Source organism: Serpentinimonas sp. SSL01 (assembly GCF_056323735.1).
Genome location: NZ_CM150487.1, coordinates 1388145 through 1403097, shown reverse-complemented (window position 1 = coordinate 1403097; position 14953 = coordinate 1388145). Strand labels below are relative to the sequence as shown.

Here is a 14953-nt window from a genome sequence, read left to right as displayed (position 1 = left end):
CTACGCGGTTAGCCCCCAGCGGCGCTACACACCAGCCTATCGAGTAGCCAAGCGAGTCACGACCATGCAGATTTCCGACATCAAGAAAAACGCCGACCTCAAAATGCACGCCTCGATCGAGGCGCTCAAGGGCAGCTTGGGCAAGGTGCGCACCGGGCGCGCCAACCCGGCGCTGCTCGACACCGTGCACGTGGATTACTACGGCGCCATGCTGCCGCTGTCGCAGGTGGCCAACCTGAGCCTGCTCGACTCGCGCACCATCGGCGTGGCGCCGTGGGAAAAGGGCATGGGGGCGAAGATCGAGAAAGCCATCCGCGAATCCGACCTCGGGCTCAACCCGGCCTCGCAGGGCGACCTGATCCGGGTGCCGATCCCGGCCATGACCGAGGAGCGGCGCAAAGAGCTCACCAAGGTTGTCAAAGGCGAGGGCGAGCACGCCAAGGTGGCTATTCGCAACCTGCGCCGCGACGCCAACGAGCAGCTCAAGAAACTGGTCAAAGACAAGCTGGCCTCCGAAGATGACGACCGCCGCGCCCAAGACGAAGTGCAAAAACTCACCGACCGAATGATCGCCGAGGTGGACAAGATCGTGGCCGCCAAAGAACAAGAGCTGATGGCTTTTTGAGGCTGCGCGCTCCCATGCCCCCTATCGAGCGCCGCGCGGGCGCACCGCGCCATTTGGCCGTTGTCATGGACGGCAACGGCCGCTGGGCCAAACAACGCTATCTGCCGCGCTTGGCCGGCCACCGGCAGGGCCTGGAAAAACTGCGCGAGCTGGTGCGCTGGTGCCACCATGACGGCGTGCAGGCGCTCACGGTGTTTGCTTTTTCGTCCGAAAACTGGAGCCGGCCGGCCGACGAGGTGAGCGGCCTGATGGGGCTGCTGGCGCGGGCGCTGGAGCGCGAAGTGGGCGAGCTCGACCGCGCTGGGGTGCGGTTGCATTTTCCCGGCGATCGCCTGGCCTTGAGCGGCGAGCTGCAGCAGCAGCTGGCGCAGGCCGAGCAGAGCACGGCCGCCAACCAAGGCCTGGTGCTCAACGTCTGCTTCAGCTACGGCGGCCGCTGGGACGTGGTGCAGGCGGCGCAGCAGCTGGCCGCACGCGGCGAGCCCATCACCGAAGCGTCGCTGTCGGGGGCGCTGGCGCTGGCGCACGTGCCGCCACCCGACCTCATCATCCGCACCGGCGGTGAGCAGCGCCTGAGCAACTTCCTGCTCTGGCAGGCGGCCTACAGCGAGCTCTATTTCTCCGCGGCCCTTTGGCCAGCCTTTGACCGCGCCGAGTTTGATGCTGCGCTGGCCGCTTACGCGCAGCGCGAGCGGCGTTTCGGGCGGGTCTCGGAGCAGCTCAGCGACGCCCCTGCGGAACCGGTGCAGCCCTTGCGGGCTGTCGCCTGATTGCCGCCCATGTTGTGGCAGCGGGTGCTTACAGCGTTGGGGCTTCTGGGGCTGTTGCTGGCTTCGCTCTGGCACTCCGCCGATTGGCCCTTCGGCTTGCTGATCTTGGTGTTGGTGTGTGTGGCCGCTTGGGAGTGGGCGCGCCTGTGCGCTTGCTCGCCCGCTGTGGCCGTGGCGGCTGCAGTCGGGCTGGGGCTGGCCCTGTTGGGTTTGTGGGCCTTGGTGGGCGTGGGTTACGACGGCAGCTGGTTCTGGCCGCTGGCCACCGTGGCGTGTTTGTTGCTGCTGCCCCTGCTGTTGCACCGGGGCGTGCAGGGCTGGCATGGGCTGGCCAACGGGCCGCGCGTGGCACTGGGTTTGCTGTTGCTGGGGCAGGCGTGGTGGGCCTTGTTGCACGCCAAGACCATCGGTCTGGGTATGTTGCTGAGCATTTTTATGTTGGTCTGGGTGGCCGACATCGCCGCCTATTTTGGTGGCAAACGCTTTGGGCGGCGCAAGCTCGCCCCCTCCATCAGCCCTGGCAAAACCTGGGAAGGGGTGTGGAGTGCTGCGTTGGCGCTGCTGTTGTTCGGTGTGCTGTGGCTGCAGTGGTGGCCCGCCCACTGGGGGCCCAGTTTGTACACCCACCTGTGGCAGCTCGGGCCCTTGCCGGCCTTGGCTTTGCTGCTGCTGCTGCTGGCCTTGAGCGTGATGGGCGATTTGCTCGAATCCCTGGTCAAGCGCAATGCTGGGCGCAAAGACTCGAGCCGCATCCTGCCCGGCCACGGCGGGCTGCTGGACCGCTTCGATGCGCTGTTGCCGGTGTTGCCGCTGGCGCTCTGGATCGTGACCGCCTAGGCACGCCCGCTCCCTTTTTGCGCCTTTGCCCCCCAACCATGCAGACGCTGACCGTGCTTGGATCGACCGGATCGATCGGAACCCAGACGCTGGACGTGGTGGCGCGCCATCCGCAGCGCTATCGCATTTATGCGCTCACGGCCCAAGAGCGGGTGCAAGAATTGGCGCAGCAGTGCCAGCAGTTTGTGCCGCGCTATGCCGTGATTGCGCCCGAACACGCGCCTGCTCTGCGCTGGGCGCTGCAGGCGCGCGGGCTGACGCAGATCGAGGTGCTCAGTGGGCCACAGGCGCTGTGCGAGGTGGCGTGCGCGCCCGAGGTCGATACCGTCATGGCGGCCATCGTCGGCGCGGCCGGCTTGGCGCCTTGTGCGGCGGCGGCGCGCAGTGGCAAAAAGCTGCTGCTGGCCAACAAAGAGGCGCTGGTGCTGGGCGGCGAGTGGTTCATGCAGACGGTGCGCACCGGTGGCGCCACCTTGCTGCCCATCGACAGCGAACACTCGGCGCTGTTCCAGTGCCTGCCCGAGTCGCCCGCCCTGTGGGCGCAGCGGGTGGAAAAAATCGTGCTCACGGCCTCGGGCGGGCCGTTTCGCCAGCGCGACCCGGCCAGCCTAGCCAGCGTCACGCCCGAGCAGGCGTGCGCGCACCCCAATTGGGTCATGGGGCGCAAAATCTCGGTCGATTCCGCCACCATGATGAACAAGGCGCTCGAAGTGATCGAGGCCCACCACCTGTTCGGCGTGGCACCCGATTGCATCGAGGTGGTGATCCACCCGCAAAGCGTGATCCATTCGATGGTGCAGATGCGCGACCGCTCGGTGCTGGCGCAGCTGGGCACACCCGATATGCGGGTGCCGATCGCCTACGGCCTGAGCTGGCCCGAGCGCATCGAATCGGGGGCCGAGGCGCTGGACTTTGCCCGCTTGGGCGCGCTGACCTTCGAGCCGCCCACGCGCGAGCGCTTTCCGGCTTTGTTTTTGGCTTGGGAGGCCTTGGCCGGCCCGCGCGGCAGCACCGGGGTGCTCAACGCCGCCAACGAGGTGGCGGTGCAGGCCTTTTTGGAGCGCCGCCTGCGCTTTGACCGCATCCACGCCGTGAACGCGGGAACGCTGCAGGCCTGGACGCCCTCCAACGCCGATGGAATCGACGACCTGCTGGCGCTCGACGCCCACGCGCGCGCCTTGGCGCGGGCGCAGTTGCAGCGCTGGCAAGATTGAGCCAGCGCAGCCCACCACCCCGCCCATCCGTCCTGCCACGCTCTTGAATCATTTGAACACGCCCAGCGCCGCCCCATGCTGACCCTTCTCGCCTTCTTGGTGGCCATCGGGCTGCTGGTGGCGGTGCACGAGTACGGGCACTACCGCGTCGCCGTGGCGTGCGGGGTCAAGGTGCTGCGCTTTTCGGTCGGTTTTGGCAAGCCGCTGTGGAGCTGGCGCTCAAAGCGCAGCGGCACCGAATACGTGCTGGGCGCGCTGCCGCTGGGGGGCTACGTGCGCATGCTCGACGAGCGCGAAGCGGCCGTGCCCGCCGCCGAGCGCCACCTGGCTTTCAACACCCAGAGCCTGCGCGTGCGCACGGCCATCGTCGCCGCCGGACCCGCGGCCAACCTGCTGCTGGCGGTGCTGCTGTACGCGCTGGTGGCGTGGATGGGGGTGCCGCAGCCGCAGCCGGTGCTCTCCACGCCCGCGCCGGCCTCGCTGGCCGAGCGCGCCGGGGTGCGCGGTGGCGAGTGGGTGGTGGCGCTGGCGCGGGTGGGAGACGCGCCCCAGCCGGTCGAATCCTTTGGCGATCTGCGCTGGCAGCTCACGCGCGCTGCCTTGGCGCAGCAAGACCTGAAGCTGTGGCTGGCCAGCGGCCCCGGCGAGCCGGGGCGCGAGGTGCGGCTCGAGCTGTCGCAGGTCGATGTGCGCCACGCCGACGCCACGCTCATGCGCCAGATTGGCATCGAGGCGCCGTGGTCGGCGCCGCTGCTGGGCCAGCTCACGGCCGAAGGCGCCGCCGTCGCCGCTGGCCTGCAGCCCGGCGACCGGGTGCTGCGCGTCGATGGCCAGCCGGTGCGCGACGCCGCGCAACTGCGCCAGCTCATCCGTTTGTCGGCCGCCGACGGCCAGCCGCGTACCCAGCGCTGGCACATCGAGCGCGCCGGCCGCGTGCTGGAGCTCGAGGTGACCCCGCGCCCCGAGCAGATCGAGCGCGTCTGGGTGGGGCGCATCGGGGGCTTCGTGGGGGCAACGCCAGACATGGCCGAGCGCTCCGCAGGGCCGCTGGAGGGGCTGTGGCAGGGGGCGGTGCGCACCTGGGAGGTTTCGCACCTGACGCTGCAAATGATCGGCAAGATGCTCAGCGGTCAGGCCTCGTTGCAAAATCTGAGCGGCCCGATCACCATCGCCGACTACGCCGGCCAGTCGGCGGCGCTGGGGCTCACCAGCTTCCTGTTGTTTCTGGCGCTGATCAGCGTCAGCCTCGGGGTGCTCAATCTGCTGCCGCTGCCGGTGCTCGACGGCGGCCACCTGATGTATTATCTGTGGGAGGCCGTGACCGGGCGCCCAGTGTCCGACGCTTGGATGGAGGGTTTGCAGCGCATCGGCATCGTGCTGTTGCTGGGCCTGATGTCGCTGGCCATTTTCAATGATATTGCCCGCTTGCTGGGCTGAGAACGCATTTTTCATGAACTACAAGCAACCGCGCTTGCGCCGCCTCGCCTTGGGCGCACTGGTTTCCCTGTCGCTGGCACTGCCGGCTTGGGCCACCACCCCCTTCACGCTGCGCGACATCCGGGTCGAGGGCCTGCAGCGCGTCGAGCCCGGCACGGTATTTGGCTCGCTGCCCTTCAGGGTGGGCGACGCCTTCACCGAAGACCAAGGCAGCGCCGCCATCCGCGCCCTGTTCGGGCTCGGGCTGTTTTCCGACGTGCGCCTGCAAGTCGAGGGCGATGTGCTGGTGGTGATCGTCGAAGAGCGCCCGACCGTGGCCGAGATCAGCTTCAGCGGCGTGCGCGAGTTCGACAACGACGTGTTGCGCCGCGCCCTGCGCGATGTGGGGCTGGTCGAAGGCCGACCCTTCGACCGCGCCTTGGCCGACCGCGCCGAGCAGGAGCTCAAACGCCAGTACCTGACGCGCAGCATGTACGCCGCCACCGTCACCGCCACCGTCACGCCACTGGAGCGCAACCGCATCAACCTCAATTTTCACGTGGTCGAAGGCGGCATCACGCGCATCACCGAGTTGCGCATCGTGGGCAACCAGGCCTTCAGCGACGCCGCCCTGCTGCGCCTGTTCACGCTTGACACCGGCAACTGGTTGAGCTGGTACACGCGCTCCGACCGCTACTCGCGCGAGCGCCTCAACGCCGACCTCGAAACCCTGCGCTCGCACTACCTCACGCGCGGCTTCCTCGAGTTCACGATCGACTCGACCCAAGTCGCGATCTCGCCCGACAAGGGCGAAATGGCGATCACCATCAACATCACCGAGGGCCAGCGCTTCGTGGTCTCTGGGGTGCGGCTGGAGGGCGAATACCTCGGCCGCGAAGAGGAGTTCAAGTCCCTCATCCGCATCCGCCCCGGCCAAGCCTACAACGCCGAAGATGTAGCCGAGACCGTGCGCGCCTTTGGCGAGCATTTCGGGCGCTTCGGCTTTGCCTTTGCGCGCGTCGAGGCGGTGCCCGAAATCGACCGGCTAAACGCCCAAGTGGCGTTCGTGCTGCGCGCCGAGCCCTCGCGCCGCGCCTTCGTGCGCCGCATCGAGATCGAAGGCAATGAACGCACCCGCGACGAGGTCATCCGGCGCGAGTTCCGCCAGCTCGAATCGGCTTGGTATGACGGCGACCGCATCCGCCTGTCGCGCGACCGCGTCGATCGACTGGGTTTCTTCACCCAGGTCACGGTTGATACGCGCGAGGTGCCGGGGGCGCCCGATCAGGTCGATCTGGTGGTGGCGGTCGAGGAGCGGGCCACCGGCAGCCTGTCGATCGGCGCCGGCTTCTCGCAGGCCGAGCGGCTCTCGCTCACCGCCGGCATCCGCCAAGAAAACGTGTTTGGCACCGGGCATTCGCTCAGCTTCAACCTGAACACCAGCGACTTCAACCGCCAGCTGCTGCTCAGCACCGTCAACCCGTACTTCACGCCCGACGGCGTCTCGCGCGCCTTCGATCTGTACTACCGCACCAGCCGCCCGCTGTCGGAGCAAGAGGGCGACTATCGGCTGGTCACGGCCGGCACCAGCGTGCGTTTTGGTGTCCCCTTCACCGAGACCGACACCGTGTTCTTTGGCTTAGGGGTGGAGCAGACCCGAATCGAGCCCGGCGCCGGCCTGCCAGTGGCGTTTCGCCAGTTCATTAACGCTTTTGGCGATTCGGCCATTTCGGTGCCGCTCACCGTGGGTTGGGCGCGCGACAGCCGCGACAGCGCCTTGGTGCCGACCTCGGGCCGTCTGATGCGCTTCAATGGCGAGCTCGGCATCGCCGGCGACACCCGTTACGTGCGCGCCAGCGGCCAGTTCCAGCAGTTTATTCCGCTCAATCCGCAGTGGACGTTGGCCTTCAACGCCGAAGCCGGCTGGGGTCGCGGCTTGGGCGATCGGCCGTTTCCGGTGTTCAAGAACTTTTTTGGCGGCGGTCTGGGTTCGGTGCGCGGCTTCCAGCAGGGCACCTTGGGTGGCACCAGCGAGATCGAGGGGCAGCCCGGCACCTTGTCGTACATCGGCGGCTCGCGCATGGCGGTGCTCAACACCGAGCTCATTGCCCCCTTCCCCGGCGCCGGCAACGACCGCACGCTGCGCATGTTTGGCTTCATCGACATCGGCAACGTCTCGGACGATTTCGGTGGGCGCTCGCGCTTCAGCGATTTTCGCGCTTCGGCCGGAATCGGCATCAGCTGGCTCTCGCCGGTCGGGCCGCTTAGAATCGCCTATGCCCAGCCGTTGCGCGAGTTCGCCAACGACAAACCACAAAGCATTCAATTCCAGATTGGTACCACGTTCTGATGAAATCCTTCTCTAGCCACCTGTTGCGCACCTTCTTTACCGCCTTGCTGCTGGCCACGGCCGCTTTCGCCGTCACGGCCCAAGACTTCAAAATCGGCTTTGTGAACACGGATCGCGTGCTGCGCGACTCGGCCGCTGCCCGGGCGGCGCAAACCAAGCTGCAGCAAGAGTTTTCGCGCCGCGAACGCGAGGTGCAGACGCTGGGCACCCAGTTGCGCACGGCCTCCGAGGCCCTGGAGCGCGAAGCGCCCACGCTGTCCGAGGCCCAGCGCGTCACGCGCCAGCGCCAGCTGGTCGAGATGGAGCGTGATTTCCAGCGCCGCCGCCAGGCTTTCCAAGAAGACCTGAACCTGCGCCGCAACGAAGAGCTGCAGCAGGTGATCGAGCGCGCCAACCGCGTCATCCGCCAGATCGCCGAGGCCGAGCGCTTCGACCTCATCATCCAAGAGGCGGTCTATATCCACCCGCGCCACGACATCACCGACAAGGTGATCGCTGGCCTGAACAGCGCCCCAGCCGCAGCCCCGGCCGCTGCCCCCGCCCGCTAAAGGCGCGGTCGCCCGGCACCGGCACCTGATGCTTCGGCTCTGCGACATCCACGCCGCCTTGGGCGGCGTTTTGCATGGCGATGGCACGCGCGCGATCGCTGGCTTGGCCTCGCTCGAAAGCGCCGGGCCCGATCGGCTCGCCTTTGTGGGGCAGGCGCGCCACGCGGCGGCGATCGAGAGCACGCAGGCCGCAGCGCTGATCGTGCCGCCCGAGCTGGTGCCGCGCGCCAGCGCCCGCGGGCCCTGCATCGAGACGCCGCAGCCCTACCCCTACTTTGCCCGCCTGACGCAGTGGTGGCGCTCGCGCCAGCTGGCGGCGCAGCGCGCTGCCGCCGACCCCGCCGAGCCCGCCATCCACCCCAGCGCTTGGGTGCACCCCAGCGCCGAACTGGCTGCCGGGGTGCGCCTAGGGGCCTTTGCGGTGGTCGAGGCCGGGGCGCAGATCGGCGCCGGCAGCGAGATCGGGGCCCAATGCGTGATCGGCGCGCGGGCGCGCATCGGCGCCCAGGCGCGACTGGCGGCGCAGGTGGTGATCGGCCACGATTGCACGCTGGGTGCGCGCTGCATCGTGCACAGCGGGGCGGTGATCGGGGCCGACGGCTTTGGCTTTGCCGCTCACGAAGAGCGCTGGCTCAAGATCGAGCAACTGGGCGCGGTGCGCATTGGCGACGAGGTCGAAATCGGGGCCAACACCTGCATCGACCGCGGCACACTCGACGACACCGTGCTCGAAGACGGCGTCAAGCTCGACAACCTGATCCAGATCGGCCACAACGTGCGCATCGGCGCGCACACCGCCATGGCCGGCTGCGTGGGGGTGGCGGGCAGCGCCCAGATCGGCGCGCACTGCACCTTCGGCGGCGGTGCCGGGGTGCTCGGGCATCTGCGCATCGTCGATCACGTGCACATCACCGCCGCCACCTTGGTCTCGCGCTCGATCCTCAAGCCGGGCCAGTACAGCGGCGCGTTCCCGATCGACGACAATGCGAATTGGGAAAAAAACGCTGCCACGCTGCGCCAGTTGTACGCGCTGCGGCAACGCATCAAAGTCCTTGAAAAAAAATCCTGATGGACATCCACCAAATTCTGAAAAAACTGCCGCACCGCTACCCATTTTTGCTGGTGGACCGGGTGCTGGAAATCGAAAAGGGCCGCTCCATCCGCGCGCTCAAAAACGTGAGCGTGAACGAGCCGCAGTTCACCGGGCATTTTCCGCACCGGCCGGTGTTTCCGGGGGTGCTGATGCTCGAGGCGCTGGCGCAAACGGCGGCGCTGCTGACCTTCGACACCCTGGGGCTGGAGCTGGACGAAAACTCAGTCTATTACTTCGCCGGTGTCGATGGCGCGCGCTTCAAGCGCCCGGTGGAGCCGGGCGACCAGTTGCTCATGCACGTCACGCTCGAGCGCTCCAAGGCCGGCATTTTCAAGTTCAAGGGCGTGGCCCGGGTGGGCGACGAGGTGGCTTGCGAGGCCGAACTGATGTGCACCATGCGCCGCATCGCCAGCGAAGGCGCCGCATGAGTTTGATCCACCCCACCGCGCTCATCGACCCGGCGGCGCAGCTGCACCCCACGGTGCAAGTCGGAGCCTACAGCCTCATCGGCCCGCACGTGCAGATCGGGGAGGGCAGCGCCATCGGCAGCCACTGCGTGCTCGAGGGCCACACGCGCATCGGCGCGCACAACACCATCCACAGCTACGCCGCCTTGGGTGGGGCGCCGCAGGACAAAAAATACGCCGGTGAGCCGACCCGGCTCGAAATCGGCGACCGCAACGTGATCCGCGAGTTTTGCACCCTGCACCGCGGCACCGCCAACGGCCGCGGCGTGACCCGCGTGGGTGACGACAACATGCTCATGGCCTACGTGCACCTGGCGCACGACTGCCAAGTGGGCAGCCACACGGTGTTTGCCAACAACGCCCAGCTCGCCGGCCACGTGCAGGTGGGCGACTGGGTGATTTTGGGCGGCTTTACCGTGGTGCGCCAGTTTTTGCGCCTAGGCGCGCACAGCTTCACGGCCATGTGCGCGCTGCTGTTTGCCGACTTGCCGCCGTTCGTGGTCTGCCAAGGGCAGCCGGCGGTGGCACGCAACGTCAACGCCGAAGGGCTGCGCCGGCGCGGCTTCAGCCCGGCGCGCATCGCCGCCGTGCGCGCCATGTACAAGGCGCTGTACCGCGAAAACCTGACGCTGCAGGCAGCGCAGCCGCGCATCGCCGCCTTGCTCGCGCAGCACCCCGAGGCCGCCTCAGATGTGGCGCTGATGAGCGATTTTCTGGCCGGTGTCGGCAAGCCCGGCATCGTGCGCCGGCGCGCGCGCAGCGAAGCGGCCGAGGGCGCTGTGGGGGAGGGCGCATGAAGCCGCTGCGCTGTGCCGTGATCGGGGTTGGGTACTTGGGCAAGTTTCACGCCCAGAAATACGCCCAGCTGCCCGGCTGCGAGTTGGTCGCGGTGGCCGACAGCCGCCTCGACGTGGCCCAGGCCGTGGCCCAGCCACTGGGCTGCCGCGCCGTGGCCGACTACCACGAACTGCTGGGCCAAGTCGATGCCGTGAGCGTGGTCGTGCCGACGCAGGCGCACCACGCCGTGACGCTCGATTTTCTGCGCGCCGGTGCCCATGTGCTGGTAGAAAAACCCATCGCCGTCACGCTTGAGCAGGCCGACGAGATGATCGCCATAGCCGAGCAGCGCGGCCTGAGGCTGGCGGTTGGGCACCTCGAGCGCTTCAACCCGGTGGCGCTGGCGCTCGAGCCGCTGCTGCAGCGCCCGCGCTTTATCGAGAGCACCCGGCTGGCCCCGTTCAAGCCGCGCGCCACCGACGTGAGCGTGCTGCTGGACCTGATGATCCACGACGTGGACTTGATCTTGTCGCTGGTGGACAGCGAGATCGTGAGCATAGACAGCAGCGGCGCGCGTGTGCTCACCGCCGACATCGACATCGCCAACGCCCGCATCCGCTTTGCCAACGGCTGCGTGGCCAACGTCACCGCCAGCCGCGTGAGCAACAAGAGCGAGCGCAAGATGCGCGTGTTCCAAGACCGCGCCTGCCATTCGCTCGATTTTGGCAGCCGCCAACTGGTGAGCTACCGCGCCACCGACGCCGACCCGCACACCGCCCCCGAAGCGGCGATCGAGCGCCAGCTGCAGACCTTCGGCGAAGCCGACGCGCTGCTAAACGAGATCGCCGATTTCGTGGCCAGCGTGCGCGAGGGGCGCGCGCCCAAGGTCGGTGGCCGCGCCGGACGCCGGGCGCTGGCGGCGGTGCAGCGCATCAGCGCTGCCACCGAGCTCATTGCCTGATTTTTGCCCCCTTTGCCCCTTCTGCCTCCTTTGACGCCTTAGAAAGCCCCGCCATGCGCATCCCGATGGTCGATCTGGCCACCCAGTACCGCGAACTCAAACCCCAGCTCGAACCGGCGCTGCTGGCGGCGCTGGAGGCCACGCAGTTCATCCTCGGCCCCAACGTGCAGGCCTTCGAGGCCGAGGCCGCCGCATACTTGGGCGTCAAACACGCCATCTCTTGCGCCAACGGCACCGACGCGCTGCACCTGGCGCTGCGCGCCCTCGGCTTGGGGCCGGGCGACGAGGTCATCACCACGCCCTTCACCTTCATCGCCACCGCCGAGGCCATCGCCTATGTGGGCGCCAAAGCGGTGTTTGTCGATATCGACCCGCGCAGCTTCAACATCGACGTGGCGCAGGTGGCGCGCGCCATCGGGCCGCGCACCAAGGCGCTGCTGCCGGTGCACCTGTTTGGCCAACCGGCCGACTTGGGTGCGCTGCAGGCGCTGGCGCAGCAGCACGGCCTGCACCTGATCGAAGACTGCGCCCAGTCATTCGGTGCCACGGTGGGTGGGCGCCAGACCGGGGCCATCGGCGACGTGGCGGCGTTCAGCTTTTTCCCCAGCAAAAACCTAGGTTGCTTCGGCGACGGCGGCATGGTCACGACCCAATCCGACGCGCTGGCCGAGACGCTGCGCATGCTGCGCAACCACGGCAGCAAGGTGCGCTACTACCACGACATCATCGGCTACAACAGCCGCCTCGACGAACTGCAGGCGGTGGTGCTGCGCGCCAAGCTGGCGCGCATCGACCACTACAACCAGCAGCGGCGCCGGGTGGCGCAGCGCTACCAGGCCGGTCTGGCGGGCTTGCCGTTGCAGACACCGTTTGAAGACGGCATCGGACGGCACGTCTATCACCAATACACGCTGCTGTGCGAGCAACGCACCCAGGTGCAGCAGGCACTCACCGCAGCCGGTATCGCCAGCGCGATCTACTACCCGGTGCCGCTGCACCAGCAAAAAGTGTTTGCCGCCGAGGCCGCAGGGCAGACCTTTGCAGTCACCGAGTCGGTGGCGCAGCGCTGCCTGTCGCTGCCGATCTACCCCGAGCTCAGCGACGCGGCCATCGACGAAATCTGCGCCGTGATCCGCCAGGCGCTGGTTTGATGTGGGCCCTGCCAGCTCAGCCAGCCCGGCCAGCCTAGGCCCGTCGCCGCCGGGCGCGGGCTTGCGCGTGGCCATGGTGGCGGCCGAACGCTCGGGCGACCAACTGGCCGCCTTGCTGCTGCAGGGCATGCGCCAGCGCTGGAGTGGCTTGCAGGCCAGCGGCATCGGCGGGCCGCTGATGCAGGCGCAGGGCTTTGTGGCGCACCACAGCTGCGACGAGCTCACCGTGCGCGGGCTGGTCGAGGGCCTGTGGGCCTACCGGCGCATCAGCGCCATCCGGCGCCGCTACGCCGCCGACTTGCTGCGCGAGCGCCCCGATCTGTACCTCGGGGTCGATGCCTCCGACTTCAACCTGCCGCTGGAGCGCCAGCTGAACCGCGCTGGCATCCCGGCGATCCAACTGGTCTGCCCCTCGATCTGGGCCTGGCGCCCCGGGCGCGTGCACGCCATCCGGCGCAGCGTGCGCCACGTGCTGTGCCTGTTTCCCTTCGAGCCCGAGCTGCTGGCGCGCCACGGCATCGCCGGCACCTTTGTGGGGCATCCGGTGGCCGACCTGATCGCGCTCGAGCCCGACCAAGCTGGCGCGCGCCAGCGCCTCGGGCTGGATCCCGAGGCCACCGTGGTGGCGCTGCTGCCGGGCAGCCGGGTGGCCGAGATCGCCGCGCTGGCCATGCCTTTTTTGCACGCCGCGCGCCTGATGGCGCAGCAGCGCCCGCAGCTGCGCTTCGTGCTGCCCACGCACGAGGGCCTGCGCCCCACGCTGGAGCAGGCGCTGCGTACCACCGGCATGGAGGCGCGGGTGCAGCTGGTGCTGGGGCAGGCGCACACCGTGCAGGCGGCCTGCGACGTGGCACTGGTGGCCAGCGGCACCGCCACGCTGGAGTGCGCGCTGCACAAGCGCCCGATGGTCATCGCCTACCGCATGCAGTGGCTCTCGTGGTGGGTGGCCAACCAGCAGCGGCGCACGCCCTGGATCGGGTTGCCCAACATTTTGTGCCAGCAAAGCCTGGTGCCCGAGCTGCTGCAGCAGCAGGCGCAGCCCGAGGCGCTGGCGCGCGCCACCTTGGCCTGGCTCGACGACCCGGCAGCGGTGGCGCGCCTGCGCCAGCGCTTTACCGACATGCACCTGCAACTGCGGCAAGACATGCCCGCCCGTGCCAGCCATGCGATCGCGCAAATCCTCCAAGCCTGACGGCTACACCTTGGGCTGGGCCCCGCCGGGCTTGGTGGCCGGCGTCGATGAAGCCGGGCGCGGCCCGCTGGCCGGGCCGGTGCTGGCCGCTGCCGTGATGCTCGACCCGCGCAAACCGATCGCGGGCTTGCGCGACTCCAAAAAGCTCACGCCCAAGCGGCGCGCGCAGCTGTGCGAGCTGATCCACGACCGCGCCCTGTGCTGCTCGGTGGCCCAGGCCAGCGTCGAAGAAATCGAGCGCCTCAACATCTTGCAAGCCACGCTGCTGGCGATGCAGCGCGCCGTGGCCGGCCTGCGGCTGCGCCCTACGCAGGTGCTGGTCGATGGCAACCGCTTGCCCGCCCTCCACCTGCCCGCGCAAGCCGTGGTGCGCGGCGACGACCGGGTGGCGGCGATCGCGGCGGCTTCCATCCTGGCCAAGGTGCAGCGCGACCGCCTGTGCCTCGACTGGCACGCCCAGTACCCCGATTACGGCTTTGACCGCCACAAAGGCTACGGCACTGCGCTGCACCTCGAGGCGCTGCAGCGCCTAGGGCCCACGCCCCTGCACCGGCGCGGTTTTGCCCCGGTGGCGGCGCTGCTGGCCGCAGCCTGTCCCTTATGAACACCGAAACCATCCGCTCGCGCGACAACGCGCTGCTCAAGCAACTGCGCCGCTTGGCCAACGACCCTGCCGCCGGCCGCGAGCTGGGGCTGGTCTGGCTCGAAGGCGAGCACCTGTGCCGCGCCCTGCTGGCCCGCGGCCAGTTGCCCACGGTGCTGCTGCGCGCCGAATCGGCCCCGCACTGGGACACGGCCTGGAGCTTGCCCCCCAGCGTGCGCCGCGTGGCGCTGGCCGACAGCCTGCTGGCCGGCGTCAGCGGCTTGGGCTCGAGCGCGCCGGTCGGTTTTTTGTGGCCGTTGCCCGCCGCCGCGGCGTGCCAGCCCGGGCGGCCCACGGTGCTGCTCGATCGCTTGCAAGATCCGGGCAACGTCGGCTCGATCCTGCGCAGCGCCGCCGCCCTCGGTATTGAGCAGGTGCTGGCGCTCAAGGGCACGGCGGCGCTGTGGGCGCCCAAGGTGCTGCGCGCCGGCATGGGGGCGCATTTTGGCTTGCGCCTGGTCGAAGGCTTGCACCCAGACGATCTGGCGGCACTCGATCTGCCGCTGCTGGCCACCAGCTCGCACCAAGGCCGGTGGCTGCACCAAGCCGCGCTGCCTTGGCCCTGCGCCTGGTTGTTCGGCCACGAAGGGCAGGGCGTGAGCCCAGCGCTGCTGGCCGCTGCCAGCCACACCCTGCGCATCGCCCAGCCCGGCGGCGAGGAATCGCTCAACGTCGCCGCCGCCGCCGCCATTTGTTTGCACGCCAGCGCGGTGCAGCGGCTGGGTTGAACAAGGCCCGGTGATTGCCCCGGTGGCGGTATGCCCCGGTGGCGGTGTGTCAACCGGTGGCGGTGGGTGGGCGGGCTATAATTCCAAGGTTTACCCTAACCCTGCGCACCCCGGTGGCCCCAATGACTCAAAGGCCGCTGCAGCCCCAATCAAAATCGCCTGAGTGCGTGCTGGCGTGGGG

General features: G+C 68.6%; 15 protein-coding genes. All 15 read left to right on the top strand.

Features of this window, described 5'->3' with window-relative positions; translation table 11 throughout:
* Positions 1–64: 64 nt before the first annotated feature.
* The 15 genes from frr (at position 65) to ACVMK0_RS06565 (ending at position 14772) form a co-directional block, all read left to right on the top strand.
* A complete protein-coding gene (frr, locus tag ACVMK0_RS06635) occupies positions 65–625 on the top strand; it encodes a ribosome recycling factor (RefSeq protein ID WP_476463328.1) in 561 nt (186 codons plus the stop codon).
* A 14-nt stretch (positions 626–639) separates the two neighbouring features.
* Entirely contained in the window at positions 640–1395 is a 756-nt protein-coding gene (gene uppS / locus ACVMK0_RS06630; RefSeq protein WP_476463327.1) for a polyprenyl diphosphate synthase, read from the top strand.
* 9 nt (positions 1396–1404) lie between these two features.
* Positions 1405–2232: a phosphatidate cytidylyltransferase gene (locus ACVMK0_RS06625; protein WP_250960217.1), complete on the top strand. Its 828-nt coding sequence runs from the start codon at positions 1405–1407 to the stop codon at positions 2230–2232.
* A 38-nt stretch (positions 2233–2270) separates the two neighbouring features.
* Complete coding sequence (locus ACVMK0_RS06620; RefSeq protein ID WP_250960218.1) at positions 2271–3446, top strand: 1-deoxy-D-xylulose-5-phosphate reductoisomerase; 1176 nt, start codon at positions 2271–2273, stop codon at positions 3444–3446.
* 75 nt (positions 3447–3521) lie between these two features.
* Positions 3522–4883, top strand: coding sequence for an RIP metalloprotease RseP (gene rseP, locus ACVMK0_RS06615; protein WP_476463326.1), 1362 nt, complete (start codon positions 3522–3524; stop codon positions 4881–4883).
* 13 nt (positions 4884–4896) lie between these two features.
* Positions 4897–7212, top strand: coding sequence for an outer membrane protein assembly factor BamA (gene bamA, locus ACVMK0_RS06610; protein ID WP_476463325.1), 2316 nt, complete (start codon positions 4897–4899; stop codon positions 7210–7212).
* Positions 7212–7760 (top strand): OmpH/Skp family outer membrane protein, encoded by a 549-nt coding sequence (locus tag ACVMK0_RS06605; RefSeq protein WP_476463324.1) that lies wholly within the window; start codon positions 7212–7214, stop codon positions 7758–7760. Before bamA ends, ACVMK0_RS06605 begins: the two co-directional genes overlap by 1 nt.
* Before the next feature lie 25 nt (positions 7761–7785).
* Positions 7786–8829, top strand: a complete 1044-nt coding sequence (lpxD, locus tag ACVMK0_RS06600; protein WP_476464655.1) for a UDP-3-O-(3-hydroxymyristoyl)glucosamine N-acyltransferase — start codon at positions 7786–7788, stop codon at positions 8827–8829.
* Entirely contained in the window at positions 8826–9281 is a 456-nt protein-coding gene (gene fabZ / locus ACVMK0_RS06595; protein WP_045537762.1) for a 3-hydroxyacyl-ACP dehydratase FabZ, read from the top strand. The genes lpxD and fabZ overlap by 4 nt, the downstream gene beginning before the upstream one ends.
* Positions 9278–10117 (top strand): acyl-ACP--UDP-N-acetylglucosamine O-acyltransferase, encoded by an 840-nt coding sequence (gene lpxA / locus ACVMK0_RS06590; protein WP_476463323.1) that lies wholly within the window; start codon positions 9278–9280, stop codon positions 10115–10117. The genes fabZ and lpxA overlap by 4 nt, the downstream gene beginning before the upstream one ends.
* Positions 10114–11058 (top strand): Gfo/Idh/MocA family protein, encoded by a 945-nt coding sequence (locus ACVMK0_RS06585; protein WP_250960223.1) that lies wholly within the window; start codon positions 10114–10116, stop codon positions 11056–11058. The genes lpxA and ACVMK0_RS06585 overlap by 4 nt, the downstream gene beginning before the upstream one ends.
* A gap of 53 nt (positions 11059–11111) precedes the next feature.
* Entirely contained in the window at positions 11112–12209 is a 1098-nt protein-coding gene (locus ACVMK0_RS06580; RefSeq protein WP_476463322.1) for a DegT/DnrJ/EryC1/StrS family aminotransferase, read from the top strand.
* Positions 12210–12282: 73 nt separating this feature from the next.
* Complete coding sequence (lpxB, locus tag ACVMK0_RS06575) at positions 12283–13401, top strand: lipid-A-disaccharide synthase (protein WP_045537760.1); 1119 nt, start codon at positions 12283–12285, stop codon at positions 13399–13401.
* On the top strand, positions 13373–14005 hold the full coding sequence (rnhB, locus tag ACVMK0_RS06570) for a ribonuclease HII (RefSeq protein WP_476463321.1): 633 nt from the start codon (positions 13373–13375) through the stop codon (positions 14003–14005). Before lpxB ends, rnhB begins: the two co-directional genes overlap by 29 nt.
* On the top strand, positions 14002–14772 hold the full coding sequence (locus ACVMK0_RS06565) for a TrmH family RNA methyltransferase (RefSeq protein WP_476463320.1): 771 nt from the start codon (positions 14002–14004) through the stop codon (positions 14770–14772). The genes rnhB and ACVMK0_RS06565 overlap by 4 nt, the downstream gene beginning before the upstream one ends.
* The last annotated feature ends 181 nt before the right edge of the window (positions 14773–14953 follow it).

Coding starts and splice junctions, on each gene's coding strand:
- frr (WP_476463328.1), top strand. CDS start 65: ATGCAGATTTCCGACATCAAGAAAAACGCCGACCTCAAAATGCACGCC.
- uppS (WP_476463327.1), top strand. CDS start 640: ATGCCCCCTATCGAGCGCCGCGCGGGCGCACCGCGCCATTTGGCCGTT.
- ACVMK0_RS06625 (WP_250960217.1), top strand. CDS start 1,405: ATGTTGTGGCAGCGGGTGCTTACAGCGTTGGGGCTTCTGGGGCTGTTG.
- ACVMK0_RS06620 (WP_250960218.1), top strand. CDS start 2,271: ATGCAGACGCTGACCGTGCTTGGATCGACCGGATCGATCGGAACCCAG.
- rseP (WP_476463326.1), top strand. CDS start 3,522: ATGCTGACCCTTCTCGCCTTCTTGGTGGCCATCGGGCTGCTGGTGGCG.
- bamA (WP_476463325.1), top strand. CDS start 4,897: ATGAACTACAAGCAACCGCGCTTGCGCCGCCTCGCCTTGGGCGCACTG.
- ACVMK0_RS06605 (WP_476463324.1), top strand. CDS start 7,212: ATGAAATCCTTCTCTAGCCACCTGTTGCGCACCTTCTTTACCGCCTTG.
- lpxA (WP_476463323.1), top strand. CDS start 9,278: ATGAGTTTGATCCACCCCACCGCGCTCATCGACCCGGCGGCGCAGCTG.
- ACVMK0_RS06585 (WP_250960223.1), top strand. CDS start 10,114: ATGAAGCCGCTGCGCTGTGCCGTGATCGGGGTTGGGTACTTGGGCAAG.
- ACVMK0_RS06580 (WP_476463322.1), top strand. CDS start 11,112: ATGCGCATCCCGATGGTCGATCTGGCCACCCAGTACCGCGAACTCAAA.
- lpxB (WP_045537760.1), top strand. CDS start 12,283: ATGGTGGCGGCCGAACGCTCGGGCGACCAACTGGCCGCCTTGCTGCTG.
- rnhB (WP_476463321.1), top strand. CDS start 13,373: ATGCGATCGCGCAAATCCTCCAAGCCTGACGGCTACACCTTGGGCTGG.
- ACVMK0_RS06565 (WP_476463320.1), top strand. CDS start 14,002: ATGAACACCGAAACCATCCGCTCGCGCGACAACGCGCTGCTCAAGCAA.